Below are 21,734 nucleotides of genomic sequence, written 5' to 3'. Positions count from 1 at the left end.
AGATCACATGAGCAACCTACTCAGGCAAGCTTTCGAAAGGCTGACGAGGTCCGCCGCCGCGGAAGGCGAAGGCTGGTTTTCTGCTCAGCGGTTGACGGCCTAGCGTGTTGCGGCCGCGCCGGGTATCACGCCAATCAATCTGAATAGTCGATGCGTCAAACGGACCAGGATAGGATTTTCGTAGCGGGGCTGCTCTACTCACTCTTGTCCTGAGGGCAGAATTCAACCATATCGCCGAAGCGGGCCTTCCAGTTGTAGATCGAGGCGTCGCTGACCCCGTGCTTGCGGCACAGATCGGCAACCGATACCCCGGCCTCATGTTCCTTCAAAATTCCGATGATCTGCTCTTCAGAGAAGCTGCGTTTCATGTCCTGGTCCTCTCGATGGGCCCGAACGAACTTCAAACCGGATTAGATCAGAGGGGCAAGGTCATGGCAGCTCCAGACCGACGGGCTGCCACCCACAGCGGCGATGACCGACGAGGGTCTTCTATTGCCAAGGCAATCGTCCGTTCGGGGACCTATGTGTTCCAATGCTCGTCGAGCGGATCGGGTGGGCCGCACCGCCGTAGCGTTACGGCGAGCGGAAGCGGCGTTGGGTGCGGCTTTTCCCCTGAACGCTTCACACCAGGCTGATAGGGGATCTTGCAATCGCACACACGCGGTCTGCAGGCGTGCCTATCAAGCAGTTTGCTCAGACCAACGTCGCGGCGAGCCGATCCTCAATACGCAGCGCAAGTCCTAGACTCCACGATCGTCCTTCGGTGCAGATTTGCTCGCGCCTCGCCCTGATTACAGCCGATAAGGCGAGCTAACAATTGCAAGAGCCACAAGCTATTCCAGCTCGATCGGTTTGGTGTTCCAGTCGGGCGGGGTCTGACCGAGAATGTTGCGAACGAAGAAGTCTAGGAGTTTGCGCTCGGTGTAGGTGCCTAGAGTATGGTGATTGGCACCAGGAACGTAGACCATGTCAAAATCTTTTCCTGCCTTGATGAGTCGATCGGCAAGCTGGAACGAGCAAAACGGATCGACATTATCATCCATTTCGCCGACCGCGATCATCAGCTTGCCCTGCAGCCTGTGAGCATTGTCAACGGCGGAGGATTGCGAATATTCAATGCCGACCGGCCACCCCATCCACAGTTCGTTCCACCAGGTCTTGTCTATCCTGTTGTCGAAGCAGCCGTTTTTGGCGACGGCGACCTTGTAGAAATCGGGGTGAAAGAGCAGCGCGCTGACTGCACTCTGGCCGCCGGCGGATGCGCCAAAAATGCCGACGTTGGATATGTCGTACCATGGATATTGCGCGGCCGCCGCCTTGTGCCACAGAATGCGATCGGGAAATCCTGCGTCCTTCAGATTCTTCCAAGCAACATCATGGAAGGCGCGGGAGCGGTTGTTGGTGCCCATGCCGTCGATCTGAGCAACGACGAAGCCCAGCTGCGTGAGCGGCTCTGTCCACCGCGAGAAGGATTTTGGGACGAAGGAGCCGTGGGGTCCAGCATAGATATTCTCCACAACCGGGTATTTCTTCGTCGGGTCGAAGTTGGCTGGCAGGTGGAGCACGCCCCAGATGTCAGTTTTGCCGTCGCGCCCCTTGGAATGGAAACTGAGCGGCGGCTGCCAGCCTGCGGCGACGAGCTCGGAAATGTCGGCCGTCTCGATCTGCTGGAGCTTGGCATTGTCGCTGGCGCGGTAGAGTGCCATGCGCGGGGGCAGATCGATGCGTGACCAGAGATCGACATAATAGCGCCTGTCAGGCGAGAACTCGATATGGTGGTTGGCCGGTTCGGGCGTCAGTGCAGTCAGTCCCTTGCCGTCAAAGCCGATGCGGTAAGCATGGACCCAATAGGGGTCCTCCTGCGAGTTCATCCCGCTCGCCTCGAACCAGATCTGACGCTTGACCGGATCGACATGGTTGACCCTCCGGACGACCCACTCACCTCGGGTGATCTGGTTTTCGAGCGCGCCTGTCCGGCCGTTGAAAAGATACAAATGCTCATACCCGTCGCGCTCTGATGCCCAGATGATCTCCTTCCCGTCATCGACATCGTAACGGAAGATTTTTCCGGCATCCTCCTGGCCATGCCCCAGCGGCAAATAATCAACGAATGTCTCGCTGGTCTCATCGATCAGGGAGCGCCCGCGGCCCGAGGCGGCGTCTACCTCGACCAGGCGATAGAGCTGATGCCCGCGCTGGTTATATTCGAAAGTGAAGCCGCGGCTGTCCGCCCACCACCGGATAGGGGAAAGTTCGAAGACGTTCGAGAAGAGGGCACCGTCAATCACGATCTGGCGCCGGCCGGCAATGTCGAACAGGACTGGCTGGGGCAGCGGAAGGACATCGCCCGGCCTGGGATAGAATTTTGTTGAATATCCCCGCTCCAACTGGTCCGTCGAAGAATTGAGGTAGCGGACCTCTCGCCTATAGCCGGGGCGAACAAGGTAAGCGGCGAGGTGGCGCGAGTCCGGCGACCAGCTCAGCGTCGAAAAGACGTAGCAATTGCCTTCGGCTCCGTCCCGGCTCAGAGGAACATCCTGCAATCCGTCCTCGCTGCGCAGGAAAACGTTGCAGTTCTTGATATAGGCGATCCATTTGCCGTCGGGCGACGCGTTGCTCTTGTCGGGGTTGTTCTCCGCTGGCGGCGTGTAGCGGTGGCTGAGCTCCCTACGGTCCCCTTTCCTTGCATCGAATGTGGTGCTGGTACAGTCATAGCTTGCAAGGTCGCAGCTCCACCGGGTGTCTTCAATCTGGAAGTCGAGCCTGCGACCATCCTCACTCAGTTCGAAACGGTCGAACGGAAGATTGCCGGCTTGATAGCTCTCATGGCTCACCTTGTTTAGCGCTGCCGCCAGACGCGCCTGATCGAAAGCGGGCCGCTTGAAACCCGTGGCAGCATCGACCTGCATGAACTGCTGCTCGCCGTGGCTAGTCCGGCGGTAGACGAAGGCTTCACCCCCGGTCAGCCAGAAAGGCATTTTGGGGACATTGACAGTGAGCCCGCCATATCGATCGTTGATCGTAAGTGCGCGCTTGAAATCGGCCGGCGCTAGCGTCGGGTGTAAACTTTTCGAACCCTTGGCCAGCGTCTGAGTTGCCGATCGCCATGCCGCGCGCGTCAAAGCGCCGATCCTGGACATACCTGTTCACTTCTTTCGGTTTTCGGGAATTTTGAAGTTGGGATCTCGTCGCTGGTCTGCAGCAGCGCCGAGCGTCGCCTTGGAGGAGAGCCAGCACGCGGGTGCAGCCAGGCACGCGCAACAGGGGCGCTCCTTGGACATCCAGGCACTGGTTCGGGTGCCGATTGAAGAGTTGGCGTCCGCCGCCGAAACAACCAGGAAAGAGCGTCCATGCAGCCCTGACGCGACTATTTCCCCGCGAGTATGGCCGCTTGCTTTTCTGCATCATCTGAAAGGTCCTGCTCTAGTCGGACCGGATGTCACCCCGGCAGAAATCATTGTGCTATTTCGACAATCTCCGAGCGATTGCCGCCGGCCCATGACGAGGTTTACCGATAGGGCGCAATATGCGTGCCAAAGGAAAAGCGGTTTAAATACACGGCAATCCGCCTATGTCGCATCCCCAACATCGTCGCACACCGGACAATGCCGGACGAAATTGTCCCGGGGCGTCAAATTGGTTTGATGGTGACCCAAGGAGTTCTGGCTTTATCTGAGGCGTTCGGCCTTTTTCGAAAGCCGGACTCTTCGCGCGTTTCCACGGCCCGAAGCGCCTGATCAAAGCTGACGGCATTCCCGGGTCTTGGCCTTGCCACAGCAGCACCTGCTGCATCAATTCCGACGGACGCTGTAGAACACCTGCAACACACGGCCCGCAGCAATTTCTCCGGCGCAACGCTGGGGCGACCGCCTTTGGCACTGCAGGCGTACATGCCGGAAAGGATGCCGTCTAGCCGCACCAGCGCTCCATTGATCATCAGCCGGTGCGGGTCCAGGATGACCGGCTGGAACGAAATCTTCCAACCGCTTCATCGTGAACAGCTGCTCCATGAACACATCGCTCCCGTTAATCGAGCCGTCTCGCCAGGGGGATCAATAGTCTCTCTTTGGCGTAGGTATTTCAGCAGCCTGCTGTTAGCGTGCGGACGACGCCGACATCAACCGGCGGACAAATGCGACGAGGGCAACAAGCGCACTGACGCAACGCCGCCAGATCAGCCGAGCCGGTGCAGAAGCAGGCGACGGCCAACTGGCGGATGACGATCTCGAAATGCGCGACAACGGCCTCGGTGGACACTGTCGCCGCGCCCAGCACGCTGGCCGCCTGCCCGGCGATGTCCGCGCCAAGGCGGATGGCCTTGGCCACGTCGACGCCATCGCGGATCCCGCCCGACGCGATCAGCTTCACCGTTGGCAGCGCCCGACGCACCGCCTGCACGCTGGTCAGGGTGGGAATCCCCCAATCGGCGAATGACATCGCCACTGCACGGTCGGCGGCATTGCGGGCGCGCTCGCCCTCCACTGCGGCCCAACTGGTGCCGCCGGCGCCGGCGACATCGATTACCGCCACGCCCGCCTCGACGAGCGCACAGGCCATCGAGGCGGAAAGGCCCGCCCCCACTTCCTTGGCCACGATCGGCACGCCCACGATGCGCGCGACGCCAGCGATCAGCGCCAGGACGCCGCGCCAGTCGCGGTCGCCCTCCGGCTGTACCGCTTCCTGCAGCGGATTGAGATGGACGATGAGCCCATCGGCCTCCAGCGCGTCCACCGCGCGACGCGCCAGGTCCAGGCCGTCGGCCTCCCGCAGTTGCGCGGCGCCGATGTTGGCCAGCAAGGGAATGTCTGGCGCCAGGCGGCGCAGCGCGCGCGTTAGCCCCTGGGAGTTGCGGGATTGCAGGCTCACACGCTGCGAACCGCACATGGCGATCTCCAAGGCTTGCGCTGCCTCGCTCAAATGCCGGTTGATGGCCTCGGCCCGTGGCATGCCGCCGGCCATAGAGCTGATCAGCAGCGGCGCGCGCATAGCCTTGCCCAGCAGCGAGGCGCGCAGGTCGATCTGCGTCAGGTCCAACTCGGGCAGTGCGCAGTGTTCGAAATGGATGTACTCCCAGCCAGCGGCCACCGTGGCGGGCGCCCTTCGCCGATCCAGCACGATGTCCAGATGTTCGTCCTTTCGCCGGCTCAGGGCGGTGTCGCTCATGCTCGCTCCATCCGTAGCAGCGGGCGACGGCGTTGCGTCGGATCGAACCGACGGCAGCGCGCCCAGCCGCCGCCTCCGGCGCGTCCAGGCCGACGCACGCTGGCCTCCCCCTGCAGCGTCGCTGCGGTAGCGGCTGGTCGAAGTCTGGTAGTACTGCGCGGATCGCCGCCATCGCCTCGATCAACGGTCCCCACGGCGCGGGAAAGCATTCTTCCGCCATCACCCGGTGCAGCATGCGCGTATGGGCGGCCAACTCGTCGTTGAGGAACTCAACCACAGGCATAGCCGGATAGCGCTGCAGAAGCAGGATCGCCGCGTTATCGCCGGCCGACCTGTCCTTGTCGCGTCCATGCAGATCGTTCTGCAGGCGCCCTATCACTGAGATGAGCCGCAGGACCTGGCGAAACGCTGGACGCGCGCGCAAGGTCGCCATGTCCAGCCCCCACAGCAGCGACAGGCAACAGAACACGTTCCCGTAAGCGATCGAATCGATGCCGTTGTGCAGGTACTCGGCGTAAGACCAGCGTCGCGCCCCTGCCGCCTGCGCGTGTCCGGCGCGCAGCGCCGCGCAGTAGCACCGGGTATAGTCGAGAAGCCGAGCATCGTCGTGACGATCGTAAGCGAGCGCAGCCAGCGAAGCGCGCAGCTGAGCGCAGCCCTCGAATCCGGAGAGCACGCACAGTACGCCGTGCCCCAGCGCCTGCTCCACGGCGGCGAGCTGCTCCGGCGCGATCAGGCCAACGTCGTTGCAATCGTCTAGCCAGAACAGCAGCGCCAGTTCGCGATAGAACGCCACGATCAGCGTTTCGTCCTGCGTATCGCGGCCGGTGCGGGCGCTGGTGTCGCGCAGGCTCGGGTGAATGCGTTGCAGGATATACTGGCCGCCCCTTACCGCTTCCTCAGCATGCTCATCCTCGAAACCGGTCAGGGTACGCCCCCACTCAAGCACCTGCTGCAGCGCGCGTTCGGTCTGGATCATGGCGCCGCCCCTGCTCCCTCGGCTACGACGCGCCGCCCCCAACGAAGCGCCAGCCACAACCCGGCGAGACCGCATCTCCGCGCCATAACGGCGATCGCGAAGTTATCGATCAGATTGCCAGTTGCTGATGCAAGCTCTTGTGAGCGGCCGTTTGGAGCCGGCCCGCAGCCTCGCCGGCAGTATCGAGCAATCCGCTTGCGCCGGCTCGCCATAGCAGGCGAGGACGGCAAGGTCGCCGGCGGCAAACGCACGCGAGCACATTGCAAGCGACATCCGCGAACGCGGCGCCGACTGGTCAGCCTCCGCCTCGGTGCCCGCATATGTCCGCGAGTCGAGCAGCGCCTTCGCCACGAAATGAGCAGAACGCCTTACGAGCATCGACCGCCGGCTGCTGCGCATGCGCGATGATGAGGCATGGTCTCGCAGCGGACCCGTTCCGACAGATGCTGCACCAGGGACGAGGCGGCCTTATCCAACAAGGCACCACTTGCGCTGTTTGTGGAGACGAGCGTCGGCTGCATCCATGCGGCTGCTTGAGTGGTGAAGACTCTGAACGACGGTTCCTACGGCGCTGCCGGCGCAATCGGCTGCTTGGGGGACGCGTGACGCAGTCAAAGCTCCCCTTGCCAAGCACGGAGCAGGCGAGTGAGAGAGCAGATGAATAGGCGTGTCGCCAATATTTTCGAATTGCTCTAATCGATTATAGTTGTGAGGAGCAATTTGAGACCATTTACTTGCGGCTCAAGTCACCCATAAAAGAAGGCAAGCACCGATTCGGTAGTTTATCCCCTGTCTTTCGCGTACTCGCGGCCGTGGCGCCGGGTGAACGATTGAAGACCGCCGGTCTCACTCGCAGGTGGGCGCCAGGGCGTGGGGCGGTTGGCAAGCCACAGGAGTAGGACAATGTCGAAGGATTCGGGTAAGGTCGATAATCACGGCGGCGGACCGGGCAAGATCGAGATCACGGTGGTGGTGAACGGCCAGCCCACGCAGGTCGAAGCCAATCCCAACCAGCCGCTTCACGTCATTCGTACCAAAGCCCTTGAGAACACGCAGAATGTCGCCCAACCAGCCGAGAATTGGGAATTCAAGGATGAGGCCGGCAACTTGCTCGATGTCGACAAGAAGCTTGGCGACTTCGGTTTCCCGAATACTGTGACCCTGTTCCTCAGCCTGAAGGCGGGCGTCGCAGGTGCCTAAACCCCAAAGTGTGGATCCGGAGGTCTCCCGAGCGAAGTTTGATCGGGAGATCGGCCGGTTCCGGCGATATGCTGATGTCTATCGGGCTCAGGGCTGCTTCTTGATCGAGGCGACCTTTCCGCGCGCTTTCTTCATTTTCGCAAGCCTCAAGTTAAAACCACGGGTGATCAGCGCAGCGAGCGAGGTCGACTTCACCGACTACGACTTAAGACCACCGTCCGTGGTCTTCGTCGATCCGTTTACGCGTCATCCGATTGCCCGGAAAGATCTATACCTGAAAATGCTTAGACGTCCGCCGCTGCCCGGAACGCCGCCGGAGATGATAGGAGCTCTCATCCAGCAGAACGCCGTGCCGCTGACGGACTTCATCCAGGCCAACAGTCCCGAGGACGAACCATTCCTGTGCATGGCGGGCGTCCGGGAATACCACGACAATCCAGCCCATTCAGGTGATCCATGGCTGCTTCATCGGGGTTCTGGCGAAGGCTGTTTGGCCTTCATCCTGGACAAGATCATCAAGTACGGAATCGTTCCTATAGAGCAGTTGCAGATTCAACTCCAACCGACAATCGTAGGAATGGTGGTATCCCCTCAGGCGATACAAGAATGACTGGTTTGAGAGATGTAACGATCGTGACTCTCCCGCGCGGCTGCATCTCGACCACGCATGGGCATCTGCGCTCAGTTGGTCGCGAAGGCAATGAGGGGATGGCGCTCTGGGTCGGCGTTCAGCAAGACCGGCACTTTGCCGTAACAGAGACGGTTATCCCGGCGCAGCGTCACATTCGGACAAACGATGGCGTTTGCGTGATCGTTGCGGCCGAAGAACTGCACCGGCTCAATGTCTGGCTCTACAAAAGCGGCCTGAAACTCTTGGCCCAGATTCACAGCCATCCGGGCCGCGCCTACCATTCGACGACGGACGACGCTTATGCGGTTGCTACCACGGTTGGGTGTCTGTCGCTGGTCGTGCCGAATTTCGCCCGCGAGCCTTTCGATTTTGCTCGGGTCGCCGCCTATCGGCTTGACGAAAAGGCCAAATGGAATGCGCTCCCTCCCGCGGCACTGTCGCGAATGATCATGATATCGAGTTGAACAATGGCATTCGCTAACTTCATCGATCGCGCCGCCACGGCGGCATCTCAGGTCCTGGCCGATTTTCATCTGGGAGACTTCAAAGCAGCTCTTGAAAAGCAGGTCGTGGCAGTCGCCTTCGACCATCAGGCCGCTTCCTGCGCCGAAGGCCAGGCGACACTAGATCTTGCGGTGAGATTGCTCGCTAGGCTCTACCCGGTTCTGGCGATAATCCCGCTGGACAGCGCGGCGAGCTCTCAAGCCCAAGCGCTGGAGCGCTTGGCAAAGTCGATCAATCCAAAAGTCGGCATCCGGCGTTCCGGCAAGTCTGCCACCGTCTGCGTCGTTGCAGGGGTAACGCGCCCATCACTCCGGTGCCCGATCTTTTTCGTGGGATCGGACGGTTGGGCGGCAAAGCTGTCGCGTACGGACCCGGTGGGCTCTGGCCCAAGTCTGCTGCCTTATGGAGCTGGCGCCGCCAGTTGCTTCGGCGCCGCCAACGTCTTTCGAACTATCTTCGCTGCCCAGTTGACCGGCGCCGAGTTGGACGAAACCATCGACCTCTCGCTATGCAGCTACGACAAGACCAAAGCCGGGGAGCCTGGCCCGATCGACTTCCCAGTCGACCTTGGCGAAACCCACCTCGTTGGGCTCGGTGCGGTAGGCCATGGCTCGCTTTGGGCGCTAGCGAGACAACCCGATCTCAAGGGTCGTCTGCATGTAATCGATCACGAAGCGATCGAACTCTCAAACCTGCAGCGCTACGCATTGGCTGGCCAGGCCGAGATTGGTATGTCCAAAGCGGTTCTTGCAGCCACCGCCCTTAGATCGACTGCCCTTGAGGTCGAGGCGCACCCTCTGACGTGGGCAGAATATGTTGCGCGCCGGGGCAATTGGGTCTTCGACCAAGTGGGTGTGGCGCTTGACACCGCCGCCGACCGTCTGGCTGTCCAAGGTGCACTGCCGCGATGGATCGCAAACGCTTGGACGCAGGAGCACGATCTCGGTATCTCCCGGCATGGTTTCGATGACGGCCAGGCTTGCCTTTGTTGCATGTACCTGCCATCCGGAAAATCCAAGGACGAGCACCAGCTGATTGCCGAGGAACTCGGAATACCGGAAGCACACGAGCAGGTGAAAACGCTCCTGCAGACCAATGCCGGAGTTCCCAACGACTTTGTAGTTCGCGTGGCTACAGCGATGGCTGTGCCGTTTGAACCGCTAGCCCCGTTTGTTGGCCAGCCCCTGCGCTCCTTTTATCAGCAGGCTATCTGCGGCGGTCTGGTGTTCCAGCTTAGCGAAGGAAGTCGCCGCGTTCGAACTGTGGTTCCGATGGCCTTTCAGTCGGTGCTTGCCGGGATTATGCTTGCCGCGGATTTGGTCAAACATAGTGCGGGGTTTCCCATGAGCCCGACGACGAGCACTCGGGTGAATCTTCTGCGCCCCCTTGGCTCTCACTTGCACGATCCGAAGGCCAAGGACTCCAGCGGCCGCTGCATCTGTAGCGACGACGATTTCATTGCCGCTTACAGGCGCAAATACGGCGAGCGCGTTGATCAGGTAAGCGATGTCTCGGCCGCCTAAGCAGACGCGCACCTCTCTGTAGACGCAGGGGGCGCGGCTTGTGGGCGTGACCATGGGCGCCATTATGACACGCTTGGCCCGCTCCTTTGGCGGCCTATCGTCCTCCGCGCATGATCCCTGTTGCCGACGTGATGATCCAGCACCAGCCGCCATGGCACCAGAGGCTGGTCAAACCTCCGTTGTTGGCCGGTTTGGACAGTGCTGCATCAGGTCTCGACCGACGTCTCGACAGTCAGGGCTGCTTCGACGGGTGTGAAGATGTCAACATCGACCCCAGGCGCCCGAATCGTCACAATCAGGGCGTACCGAGCCAGAGCGTCGACGCGTTCCAGGTAAGGCTTCTCCTTCCACCAGCCCCCGACCGGGAACACGCCGATCGCGTCACGCTCGGCGAGATCGGCGGCGCTGCCCGACCAGAAATCGGCGTGCAACGAGCCGCGATCGCGGAAGGTGCCGAGCAGCCACTCTTCTCCGCCTCCAGCAGGCGCCCCTTCCTCCTCGTCCCGAGCGGCCTGATTGATGCGGGCTCGGAATTCGTCGACTGTCTCGGTCGCTGACTTTACTCTGAACCGAAGACCATGGGACGCGTAACGATGCCGGCGGGTCCATCCGCGTTCACCGGGGTTGGGTTCGATGAAATAGGACAGCGTGACGCGGAGCTCGACCTGGGCAGCGCCGAGCGCCGCGAGCTGCTCCTTCGGCCAAGGCAGGCGATGCAGCTTCATGTCACGCGTTTTGGCAGCCGCGCCGCCCTCGCGCTGGAAAGGCTGAAGCTCATCTTCAACGATAAGCGTGAGGTCGTTCACCGTTGACAGAAGCGCGCGCCCAAGATCTGGCACGCCGTAAAGCCGCACGAGCGCCTGGATCTCGCCCTTCGCTCCGTTGCACGCATCGATGCGTGCGCGCATCGCCGGAGTCCATTCGGCCGAGTGGACGATCAGGGCGCGAACCGTTTCAGGCCACAGCTCGGGGCGCGCTGATAGAATCAGTCCCGCCATCCGTGCGGCATGGGCCGTTGCCGCGCTCGTATCTCCGAGGGTGGTGAAGTGGCGCAGTTCGGGTCGATAGAAAGTGGTCAATATCTGCAGATCGTCGATCGGCTCGCCAGGCAACACACCGTCATGGGCGAGATTGCCGCCTTCGAAGACGACCTCGGGCTTCACCGGCCACTGCCTGTCCCAAACGACCGAAGTGCGACTGCGCGGCGAGAGCTCGCCGACCGGCGCGATCGGAGCGTAGCCCGCAAAGTCGGTGTCAATGATATCGACCTTTTCTGTGAAAGCGCCGACCGTCAGCGCATTCCAGGCCTGAGAAGGATCATCGACTGCTTCCAGATCGTTGCGCGTCAAATGCTCGGCCGGCATGAGGTCATCGCCGATGTTGCCGGCAGAGAGAACGATCAAGCGTCGCTGCTCCTCTTCGAAACAGAGTTGGTCGATAGCGGCAGACCACGATGTGGGCCTTCCACGCGCCGGACTGGCGCTTGTCACAGCCATTGCGATCGCGCGGCGGCGCTCCGGCGCCTGCACCTCGGCGCGGGCGATCGCTTCCGCGGTGATCGCGCCATAGAGTTCTGGATCGTTTGCCTCGTCTTCTGGCGGAAGGATACGGACACTCTCCAGCCGAAAGGGCAATGGAACTGGATCGCCTCCGACCAGGAGCGGGACCAGATCACCGTACAGGCCGACACCTGCCATTCGCGTCCCGTGGCCGCTCCACGCAGGTGTGTCGTCGCTGCCCCATGCCGGTTTGACGGTGTGCCAGTCTTCAACGGCAAGTGCGGGTTCGATCAACGGGTGGGTGCGACGTACGCCGCTGTCGAGAATGCAGACCGCAATATCGGATTGAGGCGGTCTGACGCGCCCGAGAAGCTCGTCGCTCCAGTCCCTTTGCTCCGCGCCACCAAGGCCCATGAAGAAGGACGGCGTATCCTTCGCGCGCCGCAGCTCGGCGACGACATCGCTGTGCGCAATCATGCGGTCGAGCATTGCCGTGCTGGCGAGTGCCAGCATGACCACCCGCTCCGGAAACCTGACCGCATGCGTGCGCAAAGTGATGTTCAGGGCTTCGGCAATGTGCTCGAAGTTCTCGCGGCGACCGTCGCGCAGCCAGACTTCCCACCACACCTGCTCGTCAGCGGCCTGGGGGAAGAGGTCGTCGTGGTCGGTAAACAACGATCGTGCAGTCGCCAGCCTGACTGTCTCCATGCGGGAGACGAGCGGCTCGTTGCGCGGTCTGCCGCGGTCAGTGTCAACGTCTCGATACGCCTCGACTTTCCGCAAATAATAGGCTTGCGCGCTTTGCGGCAGGAACACCGACGCTGTGATGGGAGCACCGGGTTGAGTTGGCTCATGGACGGCGACCAGCTCCATGTGCTGGCGACGATCGGCCAACTGGTCGAGGGCCGCCCGTCCGGACATGGGCAGATCGATCTCGAGGTAAAAGCCAGGCGTGCCGACCGACAGCTGGGGGTCACGCGCCGCAATCTGCTGGCGTGCACTTTCGACCGCTTGTTCGATGGATTGCGTCAAGGCCGCAGCATGCGACGCCCGATCACGCGCCGGCAGCGGCGGTGCATGTATAAGTTGGTTGGGCCGCCGATAGGCTTCCCGAATGCCGTTGTTGCGAAGGTGGATATGGGCGCGGTCGCGCGGAAAATCGTCTGCCATTATGATCTGTGCTGTCGCTACTCAGACAGCGAAGCCTGCCGGCGTTCCTTCAGAGCGTCGATGAGCGCTTCCGAGGTGATCCGCTTCCCCCCCCGCAATATGATGGTTTTTGCAGCGTCGTCGGCCGCGCGGGTGATCTCGGCCTGCGACAGTCTCTCTGCCTGAGAGATCGCCTCGTTCCAGGCAAGCCCTCTGGTGTCGAAGCGGTCGAGTCGAGCCCGAAGCAGCGCCTCGATAATCGGCCGATCGGGCACGGCGTATTCGATGACATCGTCGAAACGGCGGAACAAAGCTCTGTCGAGCAGCTCGGGATGATTTGTTGCCGCAATAATCAGGCTGTGGCTGTCGTCTTGCTCGAGAAACTGCAGAAACGAATTCAGCACGCGCCGAATCTCGCCAACATCCTGGCGTTCGCCTCGACGCGCGCCGATGGCATCGAATTCGTCAAAGAAGTAGACGCCCCGCGTCGCCTGCATTGCATCAAAAACAAGCCGCAGCTTTCCGGCAGTCTCTCCCATGAACTTGGTGATCAAACCATCGAGAACGATCATGAAAAGGGGCAGATGAAGCTCCCCGGCCAATGCCGATGCGGTCATCGTCTTGCCTGATCCTGGCGGGCCGACCAGAAGCAGTTTGCGACGGGGAACAAGCCCGTGCTCGCGCAAGCTTGCTTGTTGGCGCTGCTCTCCCAGCACGCGGTGCAGGCGCGAGCGCAGACTGTCCGGCAAAATCATGTCGGTCAGTCGCAGGTCCGGATAGCGCACATGCAGGAGGCCTGCGAGTTCGCCCTTTGGCTGAAAAAGGGGAACCGGCCGACTGCTCTTGGCAATCCGGGCGTCCCTGCTCTTGGCTGCGTCGACCAGATCCTTGAGCTCCTGAGCAAGCTTGCCATGGCCTTGACGTGCCTCATGCGCAGCAAGCTGCATCGCGATAGAGAGGAAACGATCCTCGTCGCCGGCAATGTGGCTTTTAAGCAGCGTCACGATATGGCGGGCCGTGGTCATGGCTCTCTTCTGGGGTATCCGTTTACTTGGCGAAGCGCATGCAACCTAAACGCTTTCAACGGCGATTTGTATCGCGCAATGGTGTTTTTTCTCTTGTCGATGTTCGCCCGTGGCAACTTCAGCGGTGAACTGTTGCGCCGCGGTCATAGGCCAGCCGGAATAACGCCGGCCAGCAGACAACAGTCCGCATCTTCGAGCGCTCGAAGTCTGGCCACTCACGCAGCGTGTCGGGTCCGAACGCTCCAAAGCCGCCCCGCCTGGCAGGTCCATGCGACCGATTGCGGGCGTGCGGCCATAAGGTCTACGCGGGCTCGCATGGCTGCCCGCGCCGCTGGCTAAAAAGCTGTACACCATCTCACGAAACACCAGGTCCGCTCCTTTGCCGGCCGACGGTCCATGAAATCCCCTCCCCACTCACGACACCGGAGACCTCCTTGCCCACATGGCGCTCAAGCACCGGCCGCCATGGCACCAGCGTGAACTCGCGCGACTTTTCAACGACCGCATATTTTCCGCTGGCAAGCTCGACGGAGCGGCGGAGCGTACCCTCTACTCGTCCTCCGGATCGCGCTTCGGCATAGGGCAGGCCAAGTTCCTCCGACAGTTGGCCAGCAACACGGTTCAGTTCTCGCTGGCGCAGGATCGAAAGCATGTTGGCTCGATAGACGATCCCATCCTGTTCTTTATGCGCGAGGCCTTGCGCGATCAGCCACTGCCGCCGGCGAGCTTGCGCCTCTCTCACGTCGCGGCCGAAGCCGGATCCGTGCAAAGGCTCGGGTCTATCGGCAACCAGCTCCCGGTCGAGCCAGGTGGCGCCGTTGAAGCTGACCTGTCGCTCCAGCGCCATTGAGGAGAGCTTGTCGGCAACGACAGGCTCGGCCCTGGCCCGCTGGCCCTCATAATTCGCGACGCGATCGAGATGGTCCGGCGCGATGAGCCAGGTGCCGTTCGGCTCTCGCTCGACGCCGCCGGTCGCGCGGCGGATCGCCTCCAGCCGCCGCACATGCGTTCGCGCAAAGCTCTCGGTGGCGGATGGGTCATGCTTCAGGTGCATATCGACGTCGTAACGGCCGCCATGCGCGGCGGCGATTTCGGCGATGGTACGATCGACCTGCCTCGGCTCGGTGTTCCTTGGCGCGACACGCACGATGCAGCCATTAGGCATCGTTTCCATCGCCTCGCCTCTACCGATGTTGATCCAATGGCTCTTACCGTCGACGGCGTCGACGATCATGTAATGGCGGTCATTGATCTCGTCGGCCAGTCCACGCGCGACAACGCGACCGACGAGAGACTGGACGGGCTCGTCGGCTCGATCGTGGATCACCCAGTCGGCGGTACTGCGGGCAAGCCCCTTGCCGGTCAGTTCGCGGTGCATGGTCTTGATGATGTCGCCGCGTTCGCCGGTGCGGCGCAGCGTGGCTTCGAGCTCATCGTCGAGGCGCCAGGAGCCAGCGCCGACCTCCGCGGCCAGACCCATCCGCTCGAGCTTGCGCAGCCGTCCCTGGTGCAGCGTCTGGCGAATGGCGTCGGGACCGCCCGGCGAGACCAGGCCGTCATCATCACGCATGCTGAGCAGCCGACGGTCGATGCTGGTGAAGCGTTCCTGCTCCATTTCCCGGCGCAGGCGAAGCTCAATCTCGCGGTCGGTTCGCGGACCGAGATCGAGGCTGACCAGCTCGGCCGCCCGCTCGCGGATGCCAGATGAGATATATTCGCGCGCGATGACCAGGTTCTCGCCACGGTCGTCCCTGCCACGGACGATGATGTGGCTGTGCGGGTGGCCGGTGTTGAAATGATCGACCGCGACCCAGTCGAGCTTCGTGCCGAGGTCTTCCTGCATCTGCGCCATGAGCCGCCGCGTCAGCGCCTTGAGGTCGTCGTACTCGATGCCGTCTTCGGCAGCGACGATGAAGCGGAACTGATGGCGGTCGCCGTCCGCGCGATCGATGAACGCCTTGCCGTCGACGCGGCCGCTGTCGGCGCCGTAGAGCTCGCCAGGTTCACCTTCGCGGGTGACCCCGTCGCGCTGAAGATAGCGTAGATGGGCACGCGCCCCGTCCGCGCCCTTGCCGGCGAGCTTGACGACCCGCGCCTTGACGATCACCCGGCGCTGGCGGAAGGCGGCATACCGGTCGCGCGATTTCAGCAGTGCGGCGGCCGCCCCGCCGCGCCCTGTCCGGCTTCCGGTGAAGCGACCACCGCGTTGCGGCCGGCCGCCAGCCCGGTTGATCGCCGCACGAACCTGGCCGGCATAGCGTTTGCCGGCCTTCGAGCCGCGCGACCCGATTTTGCCGAGCTTCGGCCTGAACTCGTCATCCTTAATGCGAGCCTCCCAGACATATCAAGCAAAATCAGACACTTACACGTCCAACCCTCTTGGCACCGGCGGCAGCCTCCCGGAAAAACGATGTGCAGACAAAGATTTAACCGCCTCCTGGAGGCGGTACCTTTATCTTGCCGTACGCGCCCAGCCCCGCCAGACGCGCCCCCGTCCGCCATGGCTAACGCACCGGCTCCTTCGGCTGCGCGCCGTCCTTGCCGAGCGGCACGAAGAGATCGCCGTTTCGCACGCCTGAGTGAACACCGTCATGAATGAAGAACAGCGACCGTCCGAGAGGAGCGATTTGCGCCTTTGGAGCGACAGATTGGCTTTCGAACGCCTCGATGTCGGCCGCCGAAACTCCGGCCGCCTTGAGTTGGTCGAGGTACTCGACGGTCTCTTCTGGCAGCGGTTTGCCACGCTTCAAATGCCCGGCGTAGCGCTCGGGACCGGCATTGTAGGCGCCAAGCAGGCCAGGAAATCCGAAGCGGTCATACATGGCACTGAGATAGGCCGTACCGGCCAGGATATTGTCGCGCGGATCGTGGGGGTTAGGCCCAAGGCCGTGTTCGACCCGCATCTCTTCATAGGTGCCGGGCATCACCTGCATGAGGCCCATGGCGCCAGCGGGGGAGGTGATGGGGCGGCCGCCGCGCATTGTCTTGCCGCCGCTTTCGGCAGCCATGACGGCATAGATCCAGGCTTGGGGAATATGGAAGCGCCGGCTTGCTTCCGATACCAACGTCTGCCACTTTCGCAGCTGCGGACTTTGGGAGATGGCGACCGGCTCAGCGCCGGTCGAGGCGGAACAGGCGCATGGCGCAATGGCGATCATGCCCAACAAGAGGAGGGTCACTCGGTCCATAGTGGTACGAGCCTCCCGATGACATTTTGAGTGGGAACAGGCCCGAAATAGCGGCTGTCGAAGGAGCGGTTTTTGTCGCTGCCGAGCAGGAAAACCTCGTTATCGCCGAGCGCTCGGCAGCCGTTCCACCATGGCAAAGGTCGGCCTTCGGCGTCGATTTTGAGCCGGCGCGCGACGATGTCGCCGCCGATGATGATGGCGTCATTGAAGGCGCAGACATTATCGTCCGGCAGCGCTGCAAGACGTTTTGCCAGCGGCACATTGCGAGGCAGATAGCTGCGCTCGGCGGCGAGATACGCCGCGTATTCAGGCGGGCGCACGAGCACGAGATCGCCACGCGCCAGCGCTCCCGCAGCGATGCGGTAAAGGCCGATCGGCGCGCTGGCCGAGGCGTTCCAGACCAGCCAAGGGGTGGGCTTTCCCAGCGCCGTGAAGCCCAAAAGACCGAGACCGGCCGCGGCCAAGGCGACCGTCTTACGGGCTCGAACACGCCTCAGGCGGCTGCCGATCAGATGGATGGAAGGGCGCCGCCTCATGAACGGCCTCCCGTGCCGCCCTGGCCGGAACCGGCCTTGCCATCGCCGGCGATGGAGTGCTGCGGGTTTCCTTTCGACCAATGGTCGAGTTCGTCGATGTGATAGCGGACATAGCGGCCGTGCTTGCGGAATTTCGGGCCGCCGCCCTTGAGCCGCATCTTTTCGAGCGTGCGCTGGGAAAGCCCTATATAGAAGGCGGCTTGGGCTGTGCTGAGAAACGGGCTGCCCTTTTTCGCGCGGGCCGCGCGTTCGTTTTCGTCTTCCATGATGATCCTCGTTTCGCTTCGGACAAGCGAGGGCGAGGATGGGCGAGGGAGATCGTCTCGGGGACGGGCGAAGAGTCGGGGGAGAGTTTTCGCCGCCCTTTAGGGCGGACGGGGTTTGGGTGGAACTCCTGGGAATGAGCCCCGCGCCGGGGCTGCGGCGCGAGGCTCTTATCTCGGCCGGTCAGTCGGCCGGCTTCCAGATGATGGCGTAGGTGTCGTGATCGTCCTGGCCGGCGGCGCGGCCGAGATTGGCGTAGAGCTTGCGCGGTCCGAACTCCGGCGCTGCAATCGACAGGCTCACATAATCCTTGCCGGAAGTCTCGCCGGTGCGGATCCAGCCGGCGCCGACTTCGACCCCTTGCGTAAGCACCCGGAAGTCGGGATGGTTATCGGCGCTCTTGGCCTGGTTGGGGACGATATCGATGTCGGCGCGGACGCTGAGCGTCTTGAGCTGGCCCTTGTAGGCGCCGTTTTCCTGCTTGTTGACGTAACCGATCGCGGTCATTTCGAAGTCTCCTTTTGTGGTTTCGCCGGGGACCATCCCCTGCGATGGCGCACCGTAATGGGCGCGTCAGGACCGCCTGAATCCGACAGGGCCGCAGCGACAGTGAAGGACCCGAGCGGGCAGCTTTTTTGTGAGCGAAGCGGCGCGAGGAAGCCGCCGCAGGCGGCGGGGAAAAAAGCTGACGGCGCGAGGGTTTCGGGCGGCCGGACCCGCCCATAGGTCGACAAGCCAGCCGCAGGGATGGTCCTTGGAGAGAGCATGGAGACCGCTCGCCAAGTGCGGTCTGTCAGCCAAGCAGGACGCCGGGATGAAACGGCCTGCAAAGATGCTGCGCCCTTATGCCGGATCGAGATCGTGCCAGCGGGTCGGGCGCCAGAGCAGACATCCGGCATGGTGCGATCTATGAAAGCAGGGCTCGCCAGCGGGAATTTAATACGCGAAGGGGCCAAAGTAAGGCTGGATGAGAAGCCGGTGCTACCTGCAGGTCCAGTGTCATGTGGCGGCGCTCGGGAAACCGCTACGCAATGTAACGCGCTCTTATGAGGCGAACAGACCGGCCCCAAAACCGATCGACCGGTGGTCGGCACGAAACGCGTCATGCCTGTCCGAAAGCTGACAGTGGCAGAAGACGCATGTCGGGTTCCGCACAATTGACCATGCTGGATTTGTGAGGTTTTCAGGGAGAGCCATGCGTTCACTTCCCAGTGAGCTTTGGCACGGCATTTGCTCTTGAGATGTGGCAACACGGATCGAAGGTTGACTGCATGCACAAGCGCGAGATGAGCAATGCTCTCCTTTCCTGGAGGCTTGGCAGCAGATTCGATTTGACGTTGCGAGGAGCTTCAGCCGCTCGCGGCGGAAGTGATCTCAAATCTGAAGGCACCGTTGGGGCCGCAGCCATCAAACACATCTTTCTCTTTTTCGCAGCTCGTCTTCAACGCGATGCGGACTTCTTCGCGTCGACGGCGGCCGAAGGTGGAGAAGGGGCTCGACTTGCAAAAAGGAGTTGTCAATGACGTCTTACGTTCGCACCAACAGCCCGGCGCAGGTGCGCTCACTGTCCACCTTTGGCAAGCATCTGCAAAGGAGCGTGCTGACGGCGACGCTGCTTGCCGCGGCTTCGACGGGAAGTGAAGCGCAGCCCTATGTTCGTGCTGACGGCAGCACGATTGACGACTTGGAAGCGGCGCGCGCAAGTTGGCGTCATGACGCCGAATTCAATGGAAATGTGGGGCTCGCAGCCATCAACACGGATGCCGCGTATGCGTTGGGTTCCACGGGGAGGGGGCCAGAGCTCCTCGCCTGCCCTCGTCCGTCTTGACGAGTGCCCGATTACAGCCTACCTCACTATCGCGTTAGCACTCGTCCATCGCGAGTGCTAACAAAAACCCCTCAACATCCGCACCAGGGAAAAATCCGAAAATGGCAAAGTCGAAGTTCCGCCCGCTGCATGACCGCGTGGTCGTTCGCCGGGTCGAATCCGAATCCAAGACCGCTGGCGGGATCATCATCCCCGACACGGCAAAGGAAAAGCCGCAGGAAGGCGAGATCATCGCCGTCGGCTCCGGCGCTCGTGACGAAGCTGGCAAGCTGGTCCCGCTGGACGTCAAGGCCGGCGACCGCATCCTGTTCGGCAAGTGGTCGGGCACCGAAGTCAAGCTCAATGGCGAAGACCTTCTGATCATGAAGGAATCCGACATCATGGGCATCATCGGCTCATATCAGGCCCTTTCGTCAACTGAATTCCCGGGCTCGATTGAAGCCCCTGCCAGGAGCTAAAAATGGCTGCCAAAGACGTAAAATTCTCCCGCGATGCCCGCGAGCGCATGCTGCGCGGCGTCAACATCCTCGCTGACGCGGTGAAGGTCACGCTCGGCCCCAAGGGCCGCAACGTGGTCATCGACAAGTCGTTCGGCGCCCCGCGCATCACCAAGGACGGCGTCACCGTCGCCAAGGAAATCGAGCTTGAAGACAAGTTCGAGAACATGGGCGCACAGATGGTCCGCGAAGTTGCTTCGAAGACCAACGACATCGCCGGCGACGGCACCACGACCGCGACCGTTCTGGCGCAGTCGATCGTCCAGGAAGGCCACAAGGCGGTTGCCGCCGGCATGAACCCGATGGACCTGAAGCGCGGCATCGACCTCGCGGTAACCGACGTCGTTGCGACGCTGATCAAGAACGCCAAGAAGATCAAGACCTCGGAAGAGGTTGCCCAGGTCGGCACCATCGCCGGCAACGGCGATGCTTCGGTCGGCTCGATGATCGCCGAAGCGATGCAGAAGGTCGGCAATGAGGGCGTCATCACGGTCGAGGAAGCCAAGACTGCTGAGACCGAACTCGAAGTCGTCGAAGGCATGCAGTTCGACCGCGGCTATCTCTCGCCCTACTTCGTCACCAACGCCGACAAGATGGTTGCGGATCTGGAAGACGCTTACATCCTTCTCCACGAGAAGAAGCTCTCCAACCTGCAGGCCATGCTGCCGATCCTCGAGGCTGTCGTGCAGACCTCGAAGCCGCTGGTCATCATCTCGGAAGACGTCGAAGGCGAGGCTCTGGCCACGCTAGTCGTCAACAAGCTACGTGGCGGCCTGAAGATCGCCGCCGTCAAGGCGCCGGGCTTCGGTGATCGCCGCAAGGCCATGCTGGAAGACATCGCCATCCTCACCGGTGGCCAGGTCATTTCCGAAGACCTCGGCATCAAGCTCGAGAATGTTGGCCTCAACATGCTCGGCCGCGCTAAGAAGGTGTCGATCTCCAAGGAGAACACCACCATCGTCGACGGTGCCGGCAAGAAGGCCGAGATCCAGGGCCGCGTCGCCCAGATCAAGCAGCAGATCGAGGAGACCACCTCGGACTACGACAAGGAGAAGCTGCAGGAACGTCTCGCCAAGCTGGCGGGCGGCGTTGCCGTCATCCGCGTCGGCGGTGCGACCGAGATCGAAGTCAAGGAAAAGAAGGACCGCGTCGATGACGCCCTCAACGCGACCCGCGCGGCCGTCGAAGAAGGCATCGTTGCTGGTGGTGGCGTTGCGCTGCTGCGCGCTTCGGCCAACATCAAGGCCACCGGCGTCAATGCCGACCAGGCCGCCGGCATCAACATCGTGCGTCGTGCGCTGCAGGCTCCGGCCCGCCAGATCGCGGCCAACGCCGGTGCGGAAGCATCGATCGTTGCCGGCAAGATCCTTGAGAACAAGGGCGCGACCTTCGGCTACAACGCCCAGACCGGCGAATATGGCGACATGATCGCCATGGGTATCGTCGATCCGGTCAAGGTTGTCCGTACGGCTCTCCAGGACGCGGCCTCGGTCGCCGGCCTGCTGGTCACCACTGAAGCCATGATCGCGGAGGCTCCGAAGAAGGAGTCGGCTGGCGGCGGCGGCATGCCTGGCGGCATGGGTGGCGGCGGCATGGGCGGCATGGGCGGTATGGATTTCTAATCCAGCTCTGGCAGCTTTCGCAACGAGAGGGCGGCATCAATGCCGCCCTCTTTTTTTGCGAACCTCGGTCCGATGAACGATCGACGCCAACGCCGGCCATCGGCGTTAGGGCAACCTCAAAAGAAC

At 62.1% G+C, this 21,734-nt stretch carries 14 protein-coding genes and 5 pseudogenes; 7 read left to right on the top strand and 12 right to left on the bottom strand.

Annotated elements, in window-relative coordinates; genetic code table 11:
* Positions 1 to 227 precede the first annotated feature (227 nt).
* The 5 genes and pseudogenes from RQ479_RS25345 to RQ479_RS25325 form a co-directional block, all read right to left on the bottom strand.
* Positions 228 to 368, bottom strand: a pseudogene (locus tag RQ479_RS25345) (transposase); the annotation flags it as partial.
* 465 nt (positions 369 to 833) lie between these two features.
* On the bottom strand, positions 834 to 3,140 hold the full coding sequence (locus RQ479_RS25340; protein ID WP_128288075.1) for a S9 family peptidase: 2,307 nt from the start codon (positions 3,138 to 3,140) through the stop codon (positions 834 to 836).
* Between the two features lie 660 nt (positions 3,141 to 3,800).
* Positions 3,801 to 4,031: pseudogene (locus RQ479_RS25335) on the bottom strand (IS5/IS1182 family transposase); the annotation flags it as partial.
* A gap of 86 nt (positions 4,032 to 4,117) precedes the next feature.
* A pseudogene (gene fni / locus RQ479_RS25330) lies at positions 4,118 to 5,163 on the bottom strand (type 2 isopentenyl-diphosphate Delta-isomerase).
* 87 nt (positions 5,164 to 5,250) lie between these two features.
* Positions 5,251 to 6,142: pseudogene (locus RQ479_RS25325) on the bottom strand (hypothetical protein); the annotation flags it as partial.
* A 903-nt stretch (positions 6,143 to 7,045) separates the two neighbouring features.
* Here RQ479_RS25325 and RQ479_RS25320 point away from each other — a divergent pair.
* Genes RQ479_RS25320 through RQ479_RS25305 form a run of 4 tightly spaced genes read left to right on the top strand, consistent with a single transcriptional unit; the run spans position 7,046 to position 10,000 of the window.
* Entirely contained in the window at positions 7,046 to 7,342 is a 297-nt protein-coding gene (locus tag RQ479_RS25320) for a DUF2604 domain-containing protein (protein WP_128288076.1), read from the top strand.
* The gene (locus tag RQ479_RS25315; protein ID WP_128288077.1) at positions 7,335 to 7,952 is read left to right on the top strand and encodes a putative metal-binding protein; all 618 of its coding nucleotides are present in this window, start codon (positions 7,335 to 7,337) and stop codon (positions 7,950 to 7,952) included. Before RQ479_RS25320 ends, RQ479_RS25315 begins: the two co-directional genes overlap by 8 nt.
* Positions 7,949 to 8,437, top strand: coding sequence for a Mov34/MPN/PAD-1 family protein (locus tag RQ479_RS25310; RefSeq protein WP_126057777.1), 489 nt, complete (start codon positions 7,949 to 7,951; stop codon positions 8,435 to 8,437). Before RQ479_RS25315 ends, RQ479_RS25310 begins: the two co-directional genes overlap by 4 nt.
* A 3-nt stretch (positions 8,438 to 8,440) precedes the next feature.
* Entirely contained in the window at positions 8,441 to 10,000 is a 1,560-nt protein-coding gene (locus RQ479_RS25305) for an E2 ligase fold family C protein (RefSeq protein WP_128288078.1), read from the top strand.
* A gap of 206 nt (positions 10,001 to 10,206) precedes the next feature.
* On the opposite strand, the gene RQ479_RS25300 is transcribed toward RQ479_RS25305, so the two are convergent.
* From RQ479_RS25300 to RQ479_RS25270, 7 genes are all read right to left on the bottom strand, one after another.
* Entirely contained in the window at positions 10,207 to 12,669 is a 2,463-nt protein-coding gene (locus RQ479_RS25300) for a S8 family peptidase (protein ID WP_376702836.1), read from the bottom strand.
* Positions 12,670 to 12,686: 17 nt separating this feature from the next.
* Positions 12,687 to 13,673, bottom strand: coding sequence for an AAA family ATPase (locus tag RQ479_RS25295; RefSeq protein WP_024505649.1), 987 nt, complete (start codon positions 13,671 to 13,673; stop codon positions 12,687 to 12,689).
* A gap of 355 nt (positions 13,674 to 14,028) precedes the next feature.
* Positions 14,029 to 15,999, bottom strand: a complete 1,971-nt coding sequence (gene rlxS, locus RQ479_RS25290) for a relaxase/mobilization nuclease RlxS (RefSeq protein WP_128288080.1) — start codon at positions 15,997 to 15,999, stop codon at positions 14,029 to 14,031.
* Positions 16,000 to 16,177: 178 nt separating this feature from the next.
* Positions 16,178 to 16,861, bottom strand: coding sequence for a lytic transglycosylase domain-containing protein (locus RQ479_RS25285; RefSeq protein ID WP_128288081.1), 684 nt, complete (start codon positions 16,859 to 16,861; stop codon positions 16,178 to 16,180).
* On the bottom strand, positions 16,849 to 17,397 hold the full coding sequence (locus RQ479_RS25280) for a S26 family signal peptidase (protein ID WP_029354919.1): 549 nt from the start codon (positions 17,395 to 17,397) through the stop codon (positions 16,849 to 16,851). Before RQ479_RS25280 ends, RQ479_RS25285 begins: the two co-directional genes overlap by 13 nt.
* Entirely contained in the window at positions 17,394 to 17,663 is a 270-nt protein-coding gene (locus tag RQ479_RS25275; RefSeq protein ID WP_127808966.1) for an AlpA family transcriptional regulator, read from the bottom strand. The genes RQ479_RS25280 and RQ479_RS25275 overlap by 4 nt, the downstream gene beginning before the upstream one ends.
* A gap of 181 nt (positions 17,664 to 17,844) precedes the next feature.
* Positions 17,845 to 18,168 (bottom strand): DUF736 domain-containing protein, encoded by a 324-nt coding sequence (locus RQ479_RS25270; protein ID WP_128288082.1) that lies wholly within the window; start codon positions 18,166 to 18,168, stop codon positions 17,845 to 17,847.
* Positions 18,169 to 19,180: 1,012 nt separating this feature from the next.
* Here RQ479_RS25270 and RQ479_RS25265 point away from each other — a divergent pair.
* From RQ479_RS25265 to groL, 3 genes and pseudogenes are all read left to right on the top strand, one after another.
* On the top strand, positions 19,181 to 19,489 hold the full coding sequence (locus RQ479_RS25265; protein WP_024505643.1) for a hypothetical protein: 309 nt from the start codon (positions 19,181 to 19,183) through the stop codon (positions 19,487 to 19,489).
* Positions 19,490 to 19,590: 101 nt separating this feature from the next.
* Positions 19,591 to 19,884: pseudogene (groES, locus tag RQ479_RS25260) on the top strand (co-chaperone GroES); the annotation flags it as partial.
* A 65-nt stretch (positions 19,885 to 19,949) separates the two neighbouring features.
* Positions 19,950 to 21,608 (top strand): chaperonin GroEL, encoded by a 1,659-nt coding sequence (gene groL / locus RQ479_RS25255; protein WP_127267034.1) that lies wholly within the window; start codon positions 19,950 to 19,952, stop codon positions 21,606 to 21,608.
* Positions 21,609 to 21,734 lie beyond the last annotated feature (126 nt).

It is taken from the genome of Mesorhizobium sp. ISC25 (assembly GCF_042295465.1).
Lineage (GTDB): Bacteria > Pseudomonadota > Alphaproteobacteria > Rhizobiales > Rhizobiaceae > Mesorhizobium.
This window is presented reverse-complemented; position numbering and strand designations above follow the sequence as displayed.